Origin of the sequence: Serratia sp. BNK-33-b (assembly GCF_048684565.1) — a bacterium.
GTDB classification, from domain to species: Bacteria; Pseudomonadota; Gammaproteobacteria; order Enterobacterales; family Enterobacteriaceae; genus Serratia; species Serratia marcescens.
Window position 1 is genome coordinate 2,161,237 of record NZ_JBLQTZ010000001.1, and the last position, 16,510, is coordinate 2,177,746.

At 61.8% G+C, this 16,510-nt stretch carries 17 protein-coding genes; 11 read left to right on the forward strand and 6 right to left on the reverse strand.

Going from position 1 to position 16,510, the window contains the following annotated elements; translation table 11 throughout:
• From sapD to sapA, 4 genes are read right to left on the reverse strand one after another with little or no spacing between them, the layout of a single operon-like run.
• Positions 1-993 carry a putrescine export ABC transporter ATP-binding protein SapD gene (gene sapD / locus ACMGGK_RS10330; protein ID WP_016927551.1) on the reverse strand — a complete coding sequence of 331 codons (993 nt, stop codon included), beginning with the start codon at positions 991-993 and terminating at the stop codon, positions 1-3.
• Complete coding sequence (gene sapC / locus ACMGGK_RS10335) at positions 993-1,883, reverse strand: putrescine export ABC transporter permease SapC (protein WP_420276865.1); 891 nt, start codon at positions 1,881-1,883, stop codon at positions 993-995. Before sapC ends, sapD begins: the two co-directional genes overlap by 1 nt.
• Positions 1,870-2,835 carry a putrescine export ABC transporter permease SapB gene (gene sapB, locus ACMGGK_RS10340; protein ID WP_016927552.1) on the reverse strand — a complete coding sequence of 322 codons (966 nt, stop codon included), beginning with the start codon at positions 2,833-2,835 and terminating at the stop codon, positions 1,870-1,872. Before sapB ends, sapC begins: the two co-directional genes overlap by 14 nt.
• Positions 2,832-4,481, reverse strand: coding sequence for an ABC transporter substrate-binding protein SapA (gene sapA / locus ACMGGK_RS10345; RefSeq protein WP_015378016.1), 1,650 nt, complete (start codon positions 4,479-4,481; stop codon positions 2,832-2,834). Before sapA ends, sapB begins: the two co-directional genes overlap by 4 nt.
• A gap of 204 nt (positions 4,482-4,685) precedes the next feature.
• On the opposite strand from sapA, the gene folE2 reads away from it, so the two are divergent.
• From folE2 to zigA, 3 genes are read left to right on the forward strand one after another with little or no spacing between them, the layout of a single operon-like run.
• Positions 4,686-5,612 (forward strand): GTP cyclohydrolase FolE2, encoded by a 927-nt coding sequence (folE2, locus tag ACMGGK_RS10350; protein WP_164052323.1) that lies wholly within the window; start codon positions 4,686-4,688, stop codon positions 5,610-5,612.
• Positions 5,602-6,162 carry a carbonate dehydratase gene (locus ACMGGK_RS10355; RefSeq protein ID WP_164052326.1) on the forward strand — a complete coding sequence of 187 codons (561 nt, stop codon included), beginning with the start codon at positions 5,602-5,604 and terminating at the stop codon, positions 6,160-6,162. The genes folE2 and ACMGGK_RS10355 overlap by 11 nt, the downstream gene beginning before the upstream one ends.
• A 10-nt stretch (positions 6,163-6,172) precedes the next feature.
• Complete coding sequence (gene zigA / locus ACMGGK_RS10360; protein ID WP_049299380.1) at positions 6,173-7,360, forward strand: zinc metallochaperone GTPase ZigA; 1,188 nt, start codon at positions 6,173-6,175, stop codon at positions 7,358-7,360.
• A gap of 193 nt (positions 7,361-7,553) precedes the next feature.
• Here the strand turns inward: zigA and pspF are convergent, their stop codons facing one another.
• The gene (gene pspF, locus ACMGGK_RS10365) at positions 7,554-8,561 is read right to left on the reverse strand and encodes a phage shock protein operon transcriptional activator (protein WP_049299379.1); all 1,008 of its coding nucleotides are present in this window, start codon (positions 8,559-8,561) and stop codon (positions 7,554-7,556) included.
• Positions 8,562-8,745: 184 nt separating this feature from the next.
• On the opposite strand from pspF, the gene pspA reads away from it, so the two are divergent.
• From pspA to tyrR, 7 genes are all read left to right on the forward strand, one after another.
• Positions 8,746-9,411 carry a phage shock protein PspA gene (pspA, locus tag ACMGGK_RS10370; protein WP_004930555.1) on the forward strand — a complete coding sequence of 222 codons (666 nt, stop codon included), beginning with the start codon at positions 8,746-8,748 and terminating at the stop codon, positions 9,409-9,411.
• A 64-nt stretch (positions 9,412-9,475) separates the two neighbouring features.
• Positions 9,476-9,703 (forward strand): envelope stress response membrane protein PspB, encoded by a 228-nt coding sequence (pspB, locus tag ACMGGK_RS10375; RefSeq protein ID WP_004930553.1) that lies wholly within the window; start codon positions 9,476-9,478, stop codon positions 9,701-9,703.
• The gene (gene pspC / locus ACMGGK_RS10380) at positions 9,703-10,062 is read left to right on the forward strand and encodes an envelope stress response membrane protein PspC (RefSeq protein WP_015378011.1); all 360 of its coding nucleotides are present in this window, start codon (positions 9,703-9,705) and stop codon (positions 10,060-10,062) included. Before pspB ends, pspC begins: the two co-directional genes overlap by 1 nt.
• A gap of 97 nt (positions 10,063-10,159) precedes the next feature.
• Positions 10,160-10,426 (forward strand): phage shock protein PspD, encoded by a 267-nt coding sequence (gene pspD / locus ACMGGK_RS10385; RefSeq protein ID WP_031299672.1) that lies wholly within the window; start codon positions 10,160-10,162, stop codon positions 10,424-10,426.
• Positions 10,407-11,804 carry a YcjX family protein gene (locus ACMGGK_RS10390; protein ID WP_016927559.1) on the forward strand — a complete coding sequence of 466 codons (1,398 nt, stop codon included), beginning with the start codon at positions 10,407-10,409 and terminating at the stop codon, positions 11,802-11,804. Before pspD ends, ACMGGK_RS10390 begins: the two co-directional genes overlap by 20 nt.
• Positions 11,801-12,862, forward strand: a complete 1,062-nt coding sequence (locus ACMGGK_RS10395; protein WP_004930545.1) for a YcjF family protein — start codon at positions 11,801-11,803, stop codon at positions 12,860-12,862. Before ACMGGK_RS10390 ends, ACMGGK_RS10395 begins: the two co-directional genes overlap by 4 nt.
• Before the next feature lie 313 nt (positions 12,863-13,175).
• On the forward strand, positions 13,176-14,747 hold the full coding sequence (gene tyrR / locus ACMGGK_RS10400; protein ID WP_033634193.1) for a transcriptional regulator TyrR: 1,572 nt from the start codon (positions 13,176-13,178) through the stop codon (positions 14,745-14,747).
• Between the two features lie 57 nt (positions 14,748-14,804).
• Here tyrR and tpx read toward each other — a convergent pair whose 3' ends face one another.
• Complete coding sequence (tpx, locus tag ACMGGK_RS10405) at positions 14,805-15,308, reverse strand: thiol peroxidase (protein ID WP_016927561.1); 504 nt, start codon at positions 15,306-15,308, stop codon at positions 14,805-14,807.
• Positions 15,309-15,533: 225 nt separating this feature from the next.
• On the opposite strand from tpx, the gene ycjG reads away from it, so the two are divergent.
• A complete protein-coding gene (ycjG, locus tag ACMGGK_RS10410) occupies positions 15,534-16,508 on the forward strand; it encodes an L-Ala-D/L-Glu epimerase (RefSeq protein ID WP_033640164.1) in 975 nt (324 codons plus the stop codon).
• Positions 16,509-16,510 lie beyond the last annotated feature (2 nt).

Here is a 16,510-nt window from a genome sequence, read left to right on the forward strand (position 1 = left end):
TTATTGCTCCTCCATGTTCAGCGGGAAGTGGCAGGCGAAGAAGTGGTTTTTGACCGGGCGCAGGCGCGGCGTTTCGATGCACTTCTTCTGTGCGTAAGGGCAGCGCGGCCCCAGGCGGCAGCCGATCGGCAGGTGTTCCAGCGAAGGAATGGCGCCCGGCAGCGTATTCAACCGGCTTTTGTGCGGCAGCGAGCGGCCGAAGTCCGGCATGGCGCGGATCAGCGCCTGGGTGTAAGGGTGGTGCGGCGCCGCCAGCAGTTCTTCGCACTGGGCGCTTTCCACCGTTTGCCCGCAGTACAAGACGTTCACCCGGTCGGCCCACTTGCTCATCATCTGCAGGTCGTGACTGATCAGCAGAATGGTGGTGTTGTTGTTCTGGTTGAGACGCGCCAACAGGCGGAAAATCTGCGCCTGCGTGGTCGGTTCCATGGCGTTGGTCGGTTCATCGGCGATCAGCAGGCGCGGTTGGTTGGCCAGCGCGATGGCGATCATCACTTTCTGGCACTCGCCTTCCGTCAGCTCGTAGGGGAAGCTGCCCATGATGTCGTCGTGATCCTTGATGCCGACGCGGTGCAGCAACTCGATGGCGCGGCGTTTGCGCCAGTTGAAGCGCTGCCACCAGTGGCCCTTGTAGGTCCAGCCCGGGATGGCCTGCGCCAGCTGGCGGCCAATGCTCTCGGAAGGGTCGAGACAGGACTGCGGCTCCTGGAAGATCATTGAGACGTTGTGGCCCACCAGCTTGCGCCGCTCGCGCGGGCTCAGCTGCAGCAGATCGATGTCGTCGAAGCGGAAACGATCGGCGGTGACGCGCCAGTTGTCTTTGGTCACGCCGCAGATGGCCTTGGCGATCAGGCTCTTGCCGGAGCCCGATTCGCCCACCAGGCCGCGCACCTCGCCCTCGGTCAGCGTCATGCTGACGCGATCGACCGCCTTGACCGGCCCTTCGGCGGTCATAAATTCAATCGTCAGATTGCGGATATCGAGTAACGGCATTATTCCACCCCGGCATTGATTGCGCGGCGCATACCGTCGCCCAACAGGTTAACCAGCAGCACGCTGACGAGGATGGCCGCGCCGGGCAACATCACCGTCCAGGGCGCGACGTACACCAGCTCGAGCGAATCGCCGAGCATCGCTCCCCATTCCGGCGAAGGCAACTGCGCGCCGAGATCGAGGAAGCCGAGCGCGGCGATATCCAAAATAGCCATCGACAGCGCGCGGGTGAACTCGGTCACCAGCACCGCCGCGATGTTCGGCATGACCGCATACCACAGGATCTGCAGCGTGGAAGCGCCGTCAAGGCGCGCCGCCACCACGTACTCTTTCTCCAACTCATCGTGCACCGCGCTGTAGATGGTGCGCACCATGCGCGGCAGCAGAGCCAGCCACACCGCCAGCATGGCGTGTTCGAGTTTGGGCCCGATAAACGCCACCACCACGATCGCCAGCAGTAACGACGGAATCGACAGCAGAGTGTCGAGAATGTGGTTAAGCACCGCCGAGCGCAGCCCGTGGGTGACGCCGGCGAACACGCCGAGGATCACCCCGCAGAACGCCGCGGCCAGCGTCACCGCCAGCGCGGAACCGAAGGAGGCGGCGGTGCCGGTCAACAGACGGCTGAGGATGTCGCGCCCGAGATCGTCGGTGCCGAGGAAGAACGACACGTTGCCGTAGCGCGACCAGGACGGCGGCAGCAGCTGATAACCGAGGAACTGCTGATCCAGCGCGTAGGGCGCCAGCAGGCTGCCGAACAGCGACAGCAGCAGCAGGGCGATCACGCCGTAAAAACCGATCATCGCCAGCGCGTCGCCGTAGAAAATCCGCCAGGTGTAGCGCAACGGGCTCGGCATCTTTTTCTCGCGGTATACGTTATCGAAGGGCATACCATTCCTTATGTTTCAGCGGGTTGGTTGCCGCACCCAGAATGTCGGCCAGAACGTTAATGGTGATCACCAGCGTGCCGACCACCATGACGCCGGCGGAGATCGCCGCATAGTCCTGCTGGCGAATGGCGTTGATCAGCCACCGGCCGAGGCCCGGCCAGCTGAACACCACTTCGGTGATCATCGCCAGCGTGAGCATGGTGGAGAACTGCAGCCCCAGCTTGGGCACGATCGGCGGCAGCGCATTGTGCAACACGTGGCGGCGGATGATGGTGAAGCGCGACAGGCCGCGGGTGGCGGCGGCCTTGATGTAGTTTTGGCTCAGCACGTCGTCGGTGCTGATGCGCATCAGGCGCACCACTTCGGTGGTGGGCGCCACCGCCAGCGCGGCGATCGGCAGGATCATGTGGCGCAGGGCGCTGCCGATCATCTCGGCGCGGTACGGCGAATCCGACAGCCAGGCGTCGATCAGCGCGAAACCGGTGATGGGCTTCACCTGATACAGCAGGTCGAAACGGCCGGATACCGGCAGCCAGCCCAGGTGCAGCGAGAAGAACAGCATCAGCAGCAGCGCCAGCCAAAACACCGGCATCGAGAAGCCCAGCAGCGCGAAGGTGCTGATGGCGGTGTCCTGCCACTTGCCGCGCAGCACGCCGGCGATGATGCCCAGCGGAATGCCGATGAACAGCGCCATAGCGAAGGCCAGCAGGCACAGTTCCATGGTAGCCGGGAACACTTCGCGCAACTGTTCGCTGATCGCTTGGCCGTTGATGCTGGAGACGCCGAAGTCCCAGTGCAGCAGGCTGACGAAGTAGAACTGATAGGCGTCCAGCAGGGCGGCGCCGTTCAGCGGCGCGCGCGGCGTGAAATAGCTCAGGCTGAAACTGACCAGCGTCAGGAAGAACAGTGTGATCAGCAGCAGCAGAATGCGGCGCAGGGTAAAGATAATCACTTTTTCACCTCCGGCGCGGATTCACGGTACACCCCGGCGAACGAGGCGTTGCCGAACGGGCTCAGCACCAATCCCTTGATGTCGTAACGATAGGCCTGCAGGCGCAGGGAAGACGCCAACGGCAGCACCGGCAATTGCTGCTCAAGGATCTTCTGCGCCTTGCGGTAGTTGTCGATGCGCTGAGACAGCTGCTGCGACAGCAGCGCGTTCTGCAGCACTTCGTCAAAGCCCGGATCACACCAGTGAGCATAGTTGGTTTGCGAACGGATTGCCGCGCAGCTCAGCAGCGGCCGGAAGAAGCTGTCCGGATCGTTGCTGTCGGTGGCCCAGCCGGTCAGGGTCAGATCGTGGTTCATCTCCATCAGGCGCGCTTCCTGGAAACGGCCCTCCACCGGCACGATGGTGACGTTGATGCCCACCTGGCCGAGATCGGCCTGGATCAGTTCGGCGGTTTTCAGCGGGCTCGGGTTGTAAGACTGCGAGGCGGTCGGCACCCACAGCTTCAGGTTCAGCTGGCTGACGCCGGCCTGCCGCAGCATCTCGCGCGATTTGGCCGGATCGTATTCGGTGACGTGCGCATCGTTGTCGTAGGCCCAGGAGGCGCGCGGCAGGATCGAGGCGGCGGTTTCCGCCGTGCCGTAATAGATCGACTGCATCAACCGTTGGTTGTTGATCGCCAGCGAGATCGCCTGGCGCACGTTGAGGTTGTCGAGCGGCGGTTTGCGGGTGTTGAACGCCAGGTAGGCGATGTTCATCCCTGGGCGCAGCGTCAGGCGCAGGCGCGGATCGTCGCGTAGGATAGACAGCTGGCTGGCCGCCGGATAAGCCAGCACGTCGCATTCGCCGGTCAGCAGCTTGGAGAGGCGGCCGGTGCCGCCGGCGCCCAGATCGATCACCACCTGCGGCATGCGCGGCAGGCCTTTCCAGTAGGCGGCGTTGCGCGCCAGCCGAATATATTGCCCCGAGCGGTATTCGTTGAGCAGGAATGGGCCGCTGCCGACCGGCTCACGATCGATCAGCTCCTGATGGCCTTCGCGCGTCAGCGTGTCGGCGTATTCGGCGGACAACACCGGCGCATAATGAGTCGCCAGGTGCCACAGGAACGAGGCGTCGGGCGACTGCAGGCGAATTTCCACCGTGTAGTCGTCGAGCTTTCTCACGCTCTGCACCGAATCGCCGAACTGCAGGCTGTCGAAATAGGGGTATTCGCCGCCGTTCACGTCGTGATACGGATGTTTCTGATCGAATACGCGGGCAAAGCTGAACACCACGTCGTCGGCATTCATCTTGCGGGTGGGCGTGAACCAGGCGGTGGTCTGGAACGGCACGTCCTTGCGCAAATGGAAGCGGTAGGTAGCGCCGTTATCCAGCACTTCCCAGCTTTGCGCCAGCTCGGGGATCAGGCGATAGGTGTAGGGATCGACGTCCAGCAGGCGATCGTACAGCTGGGCGGCCAGGGTATCCACCGTCAGGCCGCTGCTGGCCATTTGCGGGTTGAAGGTATTCAGTATGCCGCTGACGCAATAGACAAAGCCGCTCTGGCGAATGTCCGGCAGCGGCGCCGCGGTGGGCGCGGGCGGTGTTGTCGCGGCCAGGGCAGAGCCCGTCAGGCACAACGACAGTATCCAAAAGGGTAAACCACGCATAGAGGCTCATGGGTTAATCAGCAATAGCGTTAGTGTATCGCACTCTGACCGGCAGCCCAATCCATTGAGCAAAATCGCTGAGTTTTCTGCGACTTGATTAATCAGGCCGTTCAGCGGCAAGAAAAAAGTTTTTTATGTTATGTTATAATATAACAAAAACATGTTACCGTTCCCCGGCAAAGTCACAACAACGCAAGGGGATGTATGAACGAAGTTGCACTTCCACCACGCCGTTCGCTGCCGGACGCTCAGGCAGGGCGCGGCGAAATGAGTGATGTCGGGCTCGATTGGGTCGGGATGCAAGGGATCGCGCTGCCGCTGGAGCTGGCCGGCAAGCCATTGATGGCGAAGGTCGACGCCGGTATCAACCTGCGCGCCGAGGCGGCGGGGGAACGCGGCATTCACATGTCGCGGCTGTATCTGGCGCTGGACGAATTGACGCAGGGAGAGCTGACGCCGCAGCGCATCGGTCGGACGCTGCAGGCTTTTCTGGATTCGCAGCCGGAACACAGCGATCGCGCCAGCCTGACGCTCAGCGGCGAGCTGTTGCTGTCACGCCCGGCGCTGCTGTCGCCGCAGCGCGGCTGGAAAGCCTATCCGCTGCGCATCGAGGCCACCCTGACGGACACGCTGACGCTGGCGCTGACCGTCGGCGTGCCTTACTCCTCTACTTGCCCGAGTTCGGCGGCGCTCAGCCGCCAGCTGGCGCAGCAACAGTTCCAGTTTGATTTTGAACAGGAGGCGGAGCGGGTCAGCCAGCGGCAGGTGAGCGAGTGGCTGTTGGAGCAGGGAATGCCGGCCACGCCCCACAGCCAGCGCAGCTGGGCCTGGATCACCGTGACGCCCGAGAATGAACGGGCGTTCGAACCGGTGAAACTGATTGACCGCATCGAACACGCGCTGGGCACGCCGGTACAAACGCTGGTGAAACGCCGCGACGAACAGGCCTTCGCATTGGCCAACGGTCAGAACCTGATGTTTTGCGAGGACGCGGCGCGCCGTCTGTATCGCATGCTGCGCAGCCAGTGCGACTACCGCGCTTTCTCGCTGCGCGTTGAACATCAGGAGAGCCTGCATGCCCACAATGCGGTGGCGGAGCTGAGCTGGCGGGGAGAACACCATGCTGCGTAAAAATCCCAGTGGCCATCTGCCGCAGGTCTCGCCGCTGGCCTACATCGATCCCACCGCCATTCTATGCGGCCGGGTGATCGTCGAAGATTTCGTCTACGTCGGCCCGTATGCGGTGATCCGCGCCGACGAGTTGAACGCAACCGGCGACATGGAGCCGATCGTCATCGGCTCGCACTCCAATATTCAGGACGGCGTGGTGATCCATTCCAAGAGCGGGGCGGCGGTCACCATCGGCCGTTACAGCTCGATCGCCCACCGCGCCATCGTGCACGGCCCGTGTCGCATCGACGATCGGGTGTTTATCGGTTTCAACAGCGTGCTGTTCAACTGCCACGTTCAGTCCGGCTGCGTGGTGCGCTACAACGCGGTGGTGGACGGCGTGACGCTGCCGGAAAACCGCTATATCCCCTCGACCGAGCGCGTGGGGCCGGACAGCGATTTGTCGCGTTATCGCCAGGTCGATCGCGGCGCGCTGCAGTTTTCGGAAGAAGTGGCCGCCACCAACGTCGAACTGGTGCGCGGTTATCAGGCATTACGCAATGAATTTTAATGAGGTTTCCATGAAACAACTTCCCGTGACCGTGCTTTCCGGCTTTCTCGGCGCCGGCAAGACCACGGTGCTGAACCATATCCTGAACAACCGGCAGGGCATGCGCGTGGCGGTGATTGTCAACGACATGAGCGAAGTGAACATTGACGCCGCGCTGGTAGAGAATGAAGTGCATCTTGATCGCCAGGAAGAGAAGCTGGTGGAGATGAGCAACGGGTGCATCTGCTGCACGCTGCGCGAAGATCTGCTGGTGTCGGTGCGCGAACTGGCGCAGGAGGGGCGTTTCGATTACCTGTTGATCGAATCGAGCGGCATCTCGGAGCCGCTGCCGGTGGCGGAAACCTTTACCTTTGAGGATGAAGCGGGCGAAAGCCTGTCCCAATTCGCCCGGCTGGATACGCTGGTGACGGTGGTCGACGGGGTGAATTTCATTCAGCAATACCAACAGGCGCAAAGCCTGCAGGAGGCCGGCCAAAGCCTGGGCGAGGACGATCTGCGCAGCGTGGCGGACCTGTTGATCGAGCAAATTGAATTTTGCGACGTGATCCTGGTCAGCAAGACCGATCTGTTGACGCCAACGCAGCAGGGCGAAGTGATGGCGCTGCTGGCCAGCCTGAATCCCGACGCCCGCATTGTGCCGATCGCGCCGGGCAAACTGCCGCTGGAGGCGGTGCTGAATACCGGCAGCTTCAGCTTTGAAAAGGCGCAGCAGGCGCCCGGCTGGCTGAAAGAGCTGCGCGGCGAACACGTGCCGGAAACGGAAAGCTACGGCATCAGCAGCTTTGTCTATCAAGCGCGGCGGCCGTTTGCGCCGGACAAGTTCTACCGTGTGATCAACGGCGACTGGGGCGGCGGCAAGCTGCTGCGTTCGAAAGGCTTCTTCTGGCTGGCGACGCGTCCGCGACAGGCCGGGCAGTGGAGCCAGGCCGGCGGCATCGCCCATTACGGCCTGGCGGGCACCTTTTGGCGCGCTATCCCGCAAGATAATTGGCCGCAGGATCCGGAAACGCGGGCACATATTCAGGAGAAATGGGTGGAGCCGTTCGGCGACATGCGCCAGGAGTTGGTGTTTATCGGCCAGCACTTGCAACAGGCGGCGATCGTGCGTTTGCTGGATGACTGCCTGCTGAGCGACGATGAAATGGCCGCCGGCGTGGACTATTGGCTGGAGATGGCGGACCCGTTCCCTGAGTGGTAATTGCGCAATCTTCGTGTGGTAATGAGAAAAATTCTCAACAAAGTGCTTTACAGACGATACTGATAACTATTATCATCGCCTGGCAGTTCACGGAAGGCCACGGTTTGCGGCTCTGATGTGGAAGGCACGACATTGCTCACATTGCTTCCAGTGTTTTTTAAGCCAGCTCGGGTGCTGGCTTTTTTTTTGCCCGCTATTCCTCGTCCGCTTCGCCGTTTTGCAGCAGCGCATGTTTTTTCAGCATGCCGCGTAGCTGATGGTAGGTGAGCCCCAGCAGCTGCGCCGCCTTGCGCTGATTGAACCGGCCTTGCTGCAGCGCCGCTTCGAGAAGCGCCTTCTCCTGCTCGAGCTGCCAGTGTTTCAAATCCAACGGCAGCGGCGGCAACGCGGCGGCGTCTTCAGGAATGGGCGCGACCGGCGTGGCCTCGCGCGGCGCAAACGGGTTGATGACGATCTCATCCAGCGGGCTATCGCTGTCGCCGTGACGATAGACCGAACGTTCCACCACGTTTTTCAGTTCGCGCACGTTGCCCGGCCAGCCATATTCGAGCAACGTCTGCCTGGCGCGTTCGGTAAAGCCGGGAAACAGCGGCAGCCCCAGCTCGCGGCACATTTGAATGGCGAAGTGCTCGGCCAGCAACATGATATCGGGCCGGCGTTGGCGCAGCGGCGGCAACTGCACCACGTCGAACGCCAGCCGATCCAGCAGATCGGCGCGAAACTTGCCCGCCGCCGCCAGCGCCGGCAGATCGTCGTTGGTGGCGCACACCAACCGCACATCCACCCGCAGCGGCTGGCTGCCGCCCACGCGTTCCAGCTGACCGTATTCGATCACCCGCAGCAATTTCTCCTGCACCAGCATCGGCGCGGTCGCCAGCTCATCGAGGAACAGCGTGCCGCCGTCGGCGCGCTCGAAGCGGCCCAGATGACGTTTCTGCGCGCCGGTAAAGGCGCCGGCCTCGTGGCCGAACAGCTCGGAGTCCAGCAGATTTTCATTCAGCGCCGCGCAGTTGAGCGAGATGAACGGCCCTTGCCAACGGTTGGAGAGGTAGTGCAGGCGGTGGGCGATCAGCTCCTTGCCGGTGCCGCGCTCGCCGATCACCAGCACCGGTTTGTTCAGCTTTGCCACCTGGGAGACTTGCTCCAATACGTCGACGAAGGCGTTTGCTTCGCCCAACAAATTCTCTGGCTGTTCGTTCATGATGAAATTCGCCAATGTTTGGTGAAAATAATCACTCTACAGCAAGCGCTCGGAGAGTCAAAAATAAAGAATTGTTGTTTTTCAATAATATAAAAGTTGGCACGGGTTTTGATTATATCTTTAGGCAAGCTGTACGACTTAACGCGGCGCTTCAGACGCCATCAGAACCAAGAGGAAGTGAATTATGGGTATTTTTTCTCGTTTTGCCGACATCGTGAACGCCAACATCAACACCCTGCTGGACAAGGCGGAAGATCCGCAGAAGCTGGTGCGGTTAATGATCCAAGAGATGGAAGACACGCTGGTTGAAGTCCGCTCTACGTCGGCGCGCGCGCTGGCGGAAAAGAAACAGCTGCTGCGCCGCATCGAGCAGGGTGAAAGCCAGGTAAGCGACTGGCAGGAAAAAGCCGAACTGGCGCTGCGTAAGGATAAAGAAGACTTGGCCCGCGCGGCGCTGATCGAAAAACAAAAGGTGGCCGATCTGATCGCCACGTTGACGCAGGAAGTGGCGACCGTAGAAGAAACGCTGGCGCGCATGAAGAGCGAAATCGGCGAGCTGGAAAACAAGCTGACCGAAACCCGCGCGCGGCAGCAGGCGCTGGCGCTGCGTCATCAGGCCGCGTCTTCTTCCCGTGAAGTGCGCCGTCAGCTCGACAGCGGCAAGCTGGATGAGGCGATGGCGCGTTTCGAACAGTTCGAGCGCCGCATCGACCACATGGAAGCCGAAGCGGAAAGCATCAGCATCGGTAAAAAGAAGTCGCTGGACCAAGAGTTTGCCGAGCTGAAAGCCGACGACGCCATCAGTGAGCAGCTGGCGGCGCTGAAAGCCAAGATGAACCGCTCAGAGTAAGGCGAACCGCGGCCACACGCCGGAGGTGGCCGCCAATCCAGGACCCGAATAAGAAGGAATAACAATGAGTGCTTTATTACTTGCCATTCCGCTGACAATTTTCGTGCTGTTTGTCGCGCCGATTTGGCTTTGGCTGCATTACAGCAATCGGCAACAGACCGGCATCCAGCTGAGTCAGCAAGAAATGCAGCGCCTGGCGCAGCTGGCGGAAGACGCCAAACGCATGCGTGAACGCATTCAGGCGCTGGAAGAGATCCTCGATGCGGAACACCCGAACTGGAGACAGTCCTGATGAGCAATACGCTGGGCAGTAAAAAGCTTTATCGCGTACCCGAAGAAGGCATGGTGAAAGGCGTCTGCGCCGGTTTGGCCCATTATTTCGACGTGCCGGTGCGCCTGATCCGCGTGATGGTGGTGCTGTCGCTGTTCTTTGGGCTGTTCTTCTTCACGCTGGTGGCCTATATCGCGCTGGTCTTCGTGTTGGACGAAGCGCCGGCCAGCCGTTTCGAGGGCGAGCATCAGAAAACGCCGCGCCAGCTGCTCGATCAGCTGGAATATGAGCTGGGCAGCGGCGAACAGCAATTGCGTCAGGTCGAGCGTTACGTGACGTCCGACACCTTCGGCGTACAGAGCCGTTTCCGCAAGCTATAACCCTTCTTGCGATGCCCGGCCTGCGCAGGCCGGGCATCTTCGCCGCCGTTATCCCGTTGAGGGTCATCTTAATCGTCTTGTGCCGGAGGGCATTGTCATGAATAAAATCGATGTCGCGAACACCGCCAGAACGGGTGGATTTAAACGAGGAGCGGCGGCAATGTTGAAGACATTGGCTAAAGTCATCATCATAGCGTTACTGAACTATGGCCCGGCGGGCGCCGCCGGCTGGCTGTTGAAGACCGTCGGCCGCAAACCGGTGCGCTTCGTGCTGGCGCTGGTGTTGGAACCGCTGTTCCGTAAAGGTCTGAACAAGGCATTCGGGCGTTACGTCAAGGAGAGCAATGAAACGACTGCAAAATGAGTTAACCTCGCTGGTCAACCGCGGAATGGATCGCCATCTGCGCCTGGCGGTGACCGGCCTGAGCCGCAGCGGCAAAACCGCCTTTATCACCGCCTTCGTTAACCAACTGCTGCATGTGCACAGCGGCGCGCGCATGCCGCTGTTTTCACCGGTGCGCGAAGAGCGCCTGCTGGGCGTTAAACGCATCCCGCAGCGCGATCTCGGCATCCAGCGTTTCACCTATGATGAAGGGCTGGCGCAGCTGTACGGCACGCCGCCGGCCTGGCCGACGCCGACGCGCGGCGTCAGCGAAATCCGGCTGGCGTTGCGCTACCGTTCCAACGACTCGCTGCTGCGCCACTTCAAAGACACCTCCACGCTGTACCTGGAGATCGTCGATTATCCCGGTGAATGGTTGCTTGATCTGCCGATGCTCGAGCAGGATTACCTGGCCTGGTCGCGCCAGATGACCGGGCTGCTGCAGGGCGAGCGCGCCGAATGGGCCAAGCCCTGGCTTGAGCTGTGCAAAGCCTGCGATCCGCTGGCGCCGGTCGACGAAAACCGCCTGGCGGCGATCGCCCAGGCCTACACCGATTATCTGCTGCGCTGCAAAAGCGAAGGGCTGCACTTCATTCAGCCGGGGCGTTTCGTGCTGCCGGGCGATATGGCCGGCGCGCCGGCGCTGCAGTTTTTCCCGTGGCCTGACGTGGCCACTATCGGCGAATCGAAGCTGGCGCAGGCCGACAAACACACCAACATCGGCATGTTGCGCGCTCGCTTCAACTATTACTGCCAGTCGATCGTCAAAAACTTCTACAAAGAACACTTCGTTCGTTTCGATCGGCAAATCGTGCTGGTTGACTGCCTGCAGCCGCTCAACAGCGGCCCGCAGGCGTTCAACGACATGCGTCTGGCGCTGACCCAGCTGATGCAGAGCTTCCATTACGGCAAGCGCACGCTGTTTCGCCGCTTGTTCTCGCCGACCATCGACAAACTGATGTTCGCCGCCACCAAGGCGGACCATATCACCGCCGATCAGCACGCCAATCTGGTGTCGTTGCTGCAACAGCTGGTGCAAGAGGCGTGGCAGAATGCGGCGTTCGAAGGCATCAGCATGGATTGCGTCGGCCTGGCCTCGGTGCAGGCGACCGAGAGCGGCATCGTCGATCATCAGGGGCAGCGTATCCCGGCGCTGAAGGGCAACCGCCTGAGCGACGGCGCGCCGCTGACGGTGTTCCCCGGCGAGGTGCCCGCCCGTCTGCCGGGGCCGGCGTTCTGGCAGAGCCAGGGGTTCCACTTCGATGAGTTTCGTCCGCGCGCCATGAGCGTGGACAGCCCGTTGCCGCACATCCGTCTGGATGCGGTGATGGAGTTTTTATTGGGAGACAAATTGCGATGAGCGAGCCGATCAAACCGCGTATCGATTTTGACGAGCCGCTGCAGCCGCCGCAGGAGCCGGCGTTGCGCGCCGGCGTCGCTTTCGATGCCGAACAGGCGGAAAGCTTCTTTCCGGCGGCGCCGGAGCTGCAGCAGGAAGAGGAAGAAGGGCGCGCCGAAGGCATCATTAACGCCGCGCTGAAACCTAAACGCAGCCTGTGGCGCAAAATGGTCACCGCCGGCCTGGCGCTGTTCGGCGTCAGCGTAGTGGCGCAGGGCGTGCAGTGGGTGCATACCGCCTGGGTGCAGCAGGACTGGATCGCCATGGGCGGCGGCGTGGCCGGCGGCCTGATCGTGTTCGCCGGCGTCGGTTCGGTGGTCACCGAGTGGCGGCGTTTGTATCGGCTGCGCCAGCGCGCGGAAGAGCGCGACGTGGCGCGCGAGCTGTTGCACAGCCACGGGCTGGGGCAAGGGCGCGAATTCTGCGAGAAGCTGGCGCGCCAGGCCGGTCTGGATCAGGGGCATCCGGCACTGCAGCGCTGGCAGGCGTCGCTGCATGAAACGCAAAACGATCGTGAAGTGGTGGAGCTGTACGCCAAACTGGTGCAGCCGGTGCTCGACAACCAGGCGCGGCGCGAAATCAGCCGCTCCGCCGCCGAGTCGACGCTGATGATCGCCGTCAGCCCGTTGGCGCTGGTGGATATGGCGTTTATTGCCTGGCGCAACATCCGTTTGATTAACCGCATCGCCGCGCTGTACGGCATCGAGTTGGGCTACTTCAGCCGCATTCGTCTGTTCCGGCTGGTGCTGCTCAACATCGCCTTCGCCGGCGCCTCCGAACTGGTGCGCGAAGTGGGCATGGACTGGATGTCGCAGGATCTGGCGGCGCGGCTGTCGGCGCGCGCGGCGCAGGGCATTGGCGCCGGGTTGTTGACCGCGCGGTTGGGCATCAAGGCGATGGAACTGTGCCGCCCGCTGCCGTGGCTGGAAGGGGAAAAACCGAAGCTTGGCGATTTCCGCAGCCAGCTGATCGGCCAGTTGAAAGATACGCTGAAAAAGAGCGACGGCAAGGCCAAATAACCCCGCGACGGCGCTCTCAGGAGCGCCGTTTTCTCAACGGCGCCGACGCCGGACGTAATCGAGACTTGACGACAGTCGATCCCCCTGTGATTACGTGATAAATCTCTGCAAAATTAATTCTGGTTGTGATAACTCTCTGTTTGTAGGCTAAAATGACGCCGATGCTGTTATCCGCTTGCGTTTAAAATCAGCAACCACGGCAATAAATCAGAGTTCTGTCAACTTTTGCTGACAGATCGCTTCTACCGCCCGGTGCGAGGGAGTATCATCATCGTCAACGATCCCCGCACCTGCAGAGATAAGGCCAACACTGATGCGTTTGGAAGTATTTTGCGAAGACCGCCTCGGTCTCACTCGAGAATTACTCGATCTTTTGGTATCGCGCAGCATTGACTTACGTGGCATCGAAATCGATCCCATCGGCCGCATTTACCTCAATTTCTCCCAGCTGGATTTCGATACTTTCCGCGCGTTGATGGCGGAGATCCGCCGCATCGCCGGCGTAACCGACGTGCGCACCGTCAGCTTTATGCCTTCCGAACGCGAGCATCGCGCGCTGCGTGCGCTGCTGGAGTCGATGCCGGAACCGGTGTTCTCGATCGACATGAAAGGCAAGGTCGAGCTGGCCAACCCGGCGGCGCAGGCGCTGTTCAGCCTGAGCGAAGACAAGATCCGCAACCAGACCGCCGGGGCGCTGATCGGCGGCTATAACTTCAGCCGTTGGCTGGAGAGCGAGCATACGGCGCCGCACGCCGAGCGGGTGGTGATCCGCAGCCAGGATTTCCTGATGGACATCACGCCGATTTATCTGGAAGACCAACAGCAGCAGCCGGCCGCGGTTGGCGCGGTGGTGATGCTGAAGTCCACCGCGCGCATGGGCCGCCAACTGCAAAATCTGTCGGTGAACGACGATACCGAATTCGACCACATCGTCGCGGTGAGCGCCAAGATGCGTCATGTGCTGGAGCAGGCGCGCAAGCTGGCGATGCTCGATGCGCCGCTGCTGATCGTCGGCGATACCGGCACCGGCAAGGATATTCTGGCCCGCGCCTGCCATTTACGCAGCCCGCGCGGCAAACAGCCGTTCCTGGCGCTGAACTGCGCCGCGCTGCCGGATGACGTGGTGGAGAGCGAGCTGTTCGGCCATGCGCCGGGCGCTTATCCCAACGCGCTGGAAGGCAAGAAAGGCTTCTTCGAGCAGGCCAACGGCGGTTCGGTGCTGCTGGATGAGATCGGCGAAATGTCGCCGCGCATGCAGACCAAACTGCTGCGTTTCCTCAACGACGGCACGTTCCGTCGCGTCGGTGAGGAGCATGAGGTGCACGTCGACGTGCGCGTGATCTGCGCCACCCAGAAAAACCTCACCGAGCTGGTGCAGCGCGGCGAATTCCGCGAAGACCTCTATTATCGCCTCAACGTGCTGACCATCACCATCCCGCCGCTGCGCGAACGTCCGCAGGACATCATGCCGCTGACCGAACTGTTCGTGGCGCGCTTCGCCGATGAACAGGGCGTAGCGCGGCCCAAGCTGGCGAGCGATCTGGGCGGCTTCCTCAGCAAATACGGCTGGCCGGGCAACGTGCGTCAGCTGAAAAACGCCATCTACCGCGCGCTGACGCAAACCGAAGGCTACGAGCTGCGGCCGCAGGACATCGTGTTGCCGGAGTTCGAGGTGGAGATGTCGTTGGGCGACGAGGTGCTGGACGGCTCGCTGGACGACATCAGCAAGCGTTTCGAGCGCTCGGTGCTGACGCGCCTGTATCGCACCTATCCCAGCACCCGCAAGCTGGCGAAGCGGTTGGGCGTTTCCCATACCGCCATTGCCAACAAGCTGCGCGAGTATGGCCTGAGCAGCCGCAAAGGCGGCGCTGAGGGCGAAGAATAAAAAAGGCGCCTTGCGGCGCCTTTAGCGTGTTTCCAAAGCCGGCGTTCGCCGGCTTTGTTATTTCAGCGCAGCCAGCGCCGCGTCGTAGTCCGGCTCGGTGGTGATTTCGTTCACCAGCTCGCTGTACAGTACGTTGTCCTGGCCATCCAGCACCACGACCGCGCGCGCGGTCAGGCCCGCCAATGGGCCTTCGGTGATTTCGACGCCGTACGCCTGCTTGAACTCGGCGCCGCGCAGGGTGGACAGGGTGACCACGTTGCTCAGGCCTTCCGCGCCGCAGAAACGAGACTGCGCGAACGGGAGATCGGCGGAGATGCACAGCACCACGGTGTTATCCAGGCCGCTGGCCAGCTGGTTGAATTTACGCACCGACGTCGCGCAGACGCCGGTATCGATGCTTGGGAAGATGTTCAGGACTTTGCGTTTACCCGCGAAGCTGCTCAGCGCCACGTCTGACAGGTCTTTGGCAACCAGCGAGAAGGCCTTGGCCTGTTCGCCCTGCTGTGGCAGCTTGCCCGCTACGCCGACCGGATTGCCTTGAAAATGTACTGTCTGAGTCATTGCTAGATTCCTTTTACAGGTGTTTATACAAAGGGTATGAACCTGATGAAACGGCGCGCCGACAACGGCAGTTAACATCAGGTTCACACCCTGGCGCCAGTTTATGACAACCGGGACGGATTGGATATCAAAGTTTGCTAAATAGTTGTATATATTAGACTGTTCTATAAAACATCACCGGCGCATCAGCCTGGCTGAATGCGCAGTTTTCGCTCAGGAGCCGTTATGAGAGACATGCGTTTTTACCCGGAAGCCTGGCCGCTGCATACCGCCTTCGTGATTGCGCGCGGCAGCCGCACCGAAGCCCGGGTGGTGGTGGTCGAAATCGAACAGCAGGGCGTGCGCGGCACCGGTGAATGCACACCGTATCCGCGCTACGGCGAGAGCGAGGAATCGGTGATGGCGCAGCTGGCAGAGATGGCGCCGGCGATCGCGCGGGGCATCACCCGCGAGCAGCTGCTGACGCAGATGCCGGCGGGCGCGGCCCGCAACGCGCTGGATTCGGCGCTGTGGGATCTGGAGTGCAGGCTGCACGGGCAGAGCCTGTGGCAGCGCAGCGGCGTGACGGCGCCGGCGCAGATCCGCATGGCGCAGACCGTCAGCATTGGCACGCCGGAAGCGATGGCCTTCGCCGCGCGCGAGCTGGAGCGGCAGGGCGCCACACTGCTGAAGATCAAACTCGACGATCACTATATCAGCGAGCGGCTGGTGGCGATCCGCGCCGCGGTGCCGCAGACGACGCTGATCGTCGACGCCAATGAGTCATGGCAGGCGGAAGGGCTGGCGGCGCGCTGCCAGCTGCTGGCCGATCTCGGCGTGGCGATGCTGGAGCAACCGTTGCCGGCCGGTGACGACGCCGCGTTGGAGCACTTTATTCATCCGCTGCCGATCTGCGCCGATGAAAGCTGCCACACCCGCGCCGATCTGCCGCAGTTGGCGCAGCGCTATCAGATGGTCAACATCAAATTGGACAAAACCGGCGGCTTGACCGAGGCGTTGGCGCTGGCGCAGGCCGCGCGCGAACAAGGGTTCGCCATCATGCTCGGCTGCATGTTGTGTACGTCGCGGGCGATATCCGCTGCCTTGCCGCTGGCGCCGGCGGCGCGCTTCGTCGATCTGGACGGCCCGACCTGGCTGGCGCGGGACGCCGAACCGGGCCTGGCGTTCGAATGCGGGGCGATCGTCGATATCGCCCCGTAGGG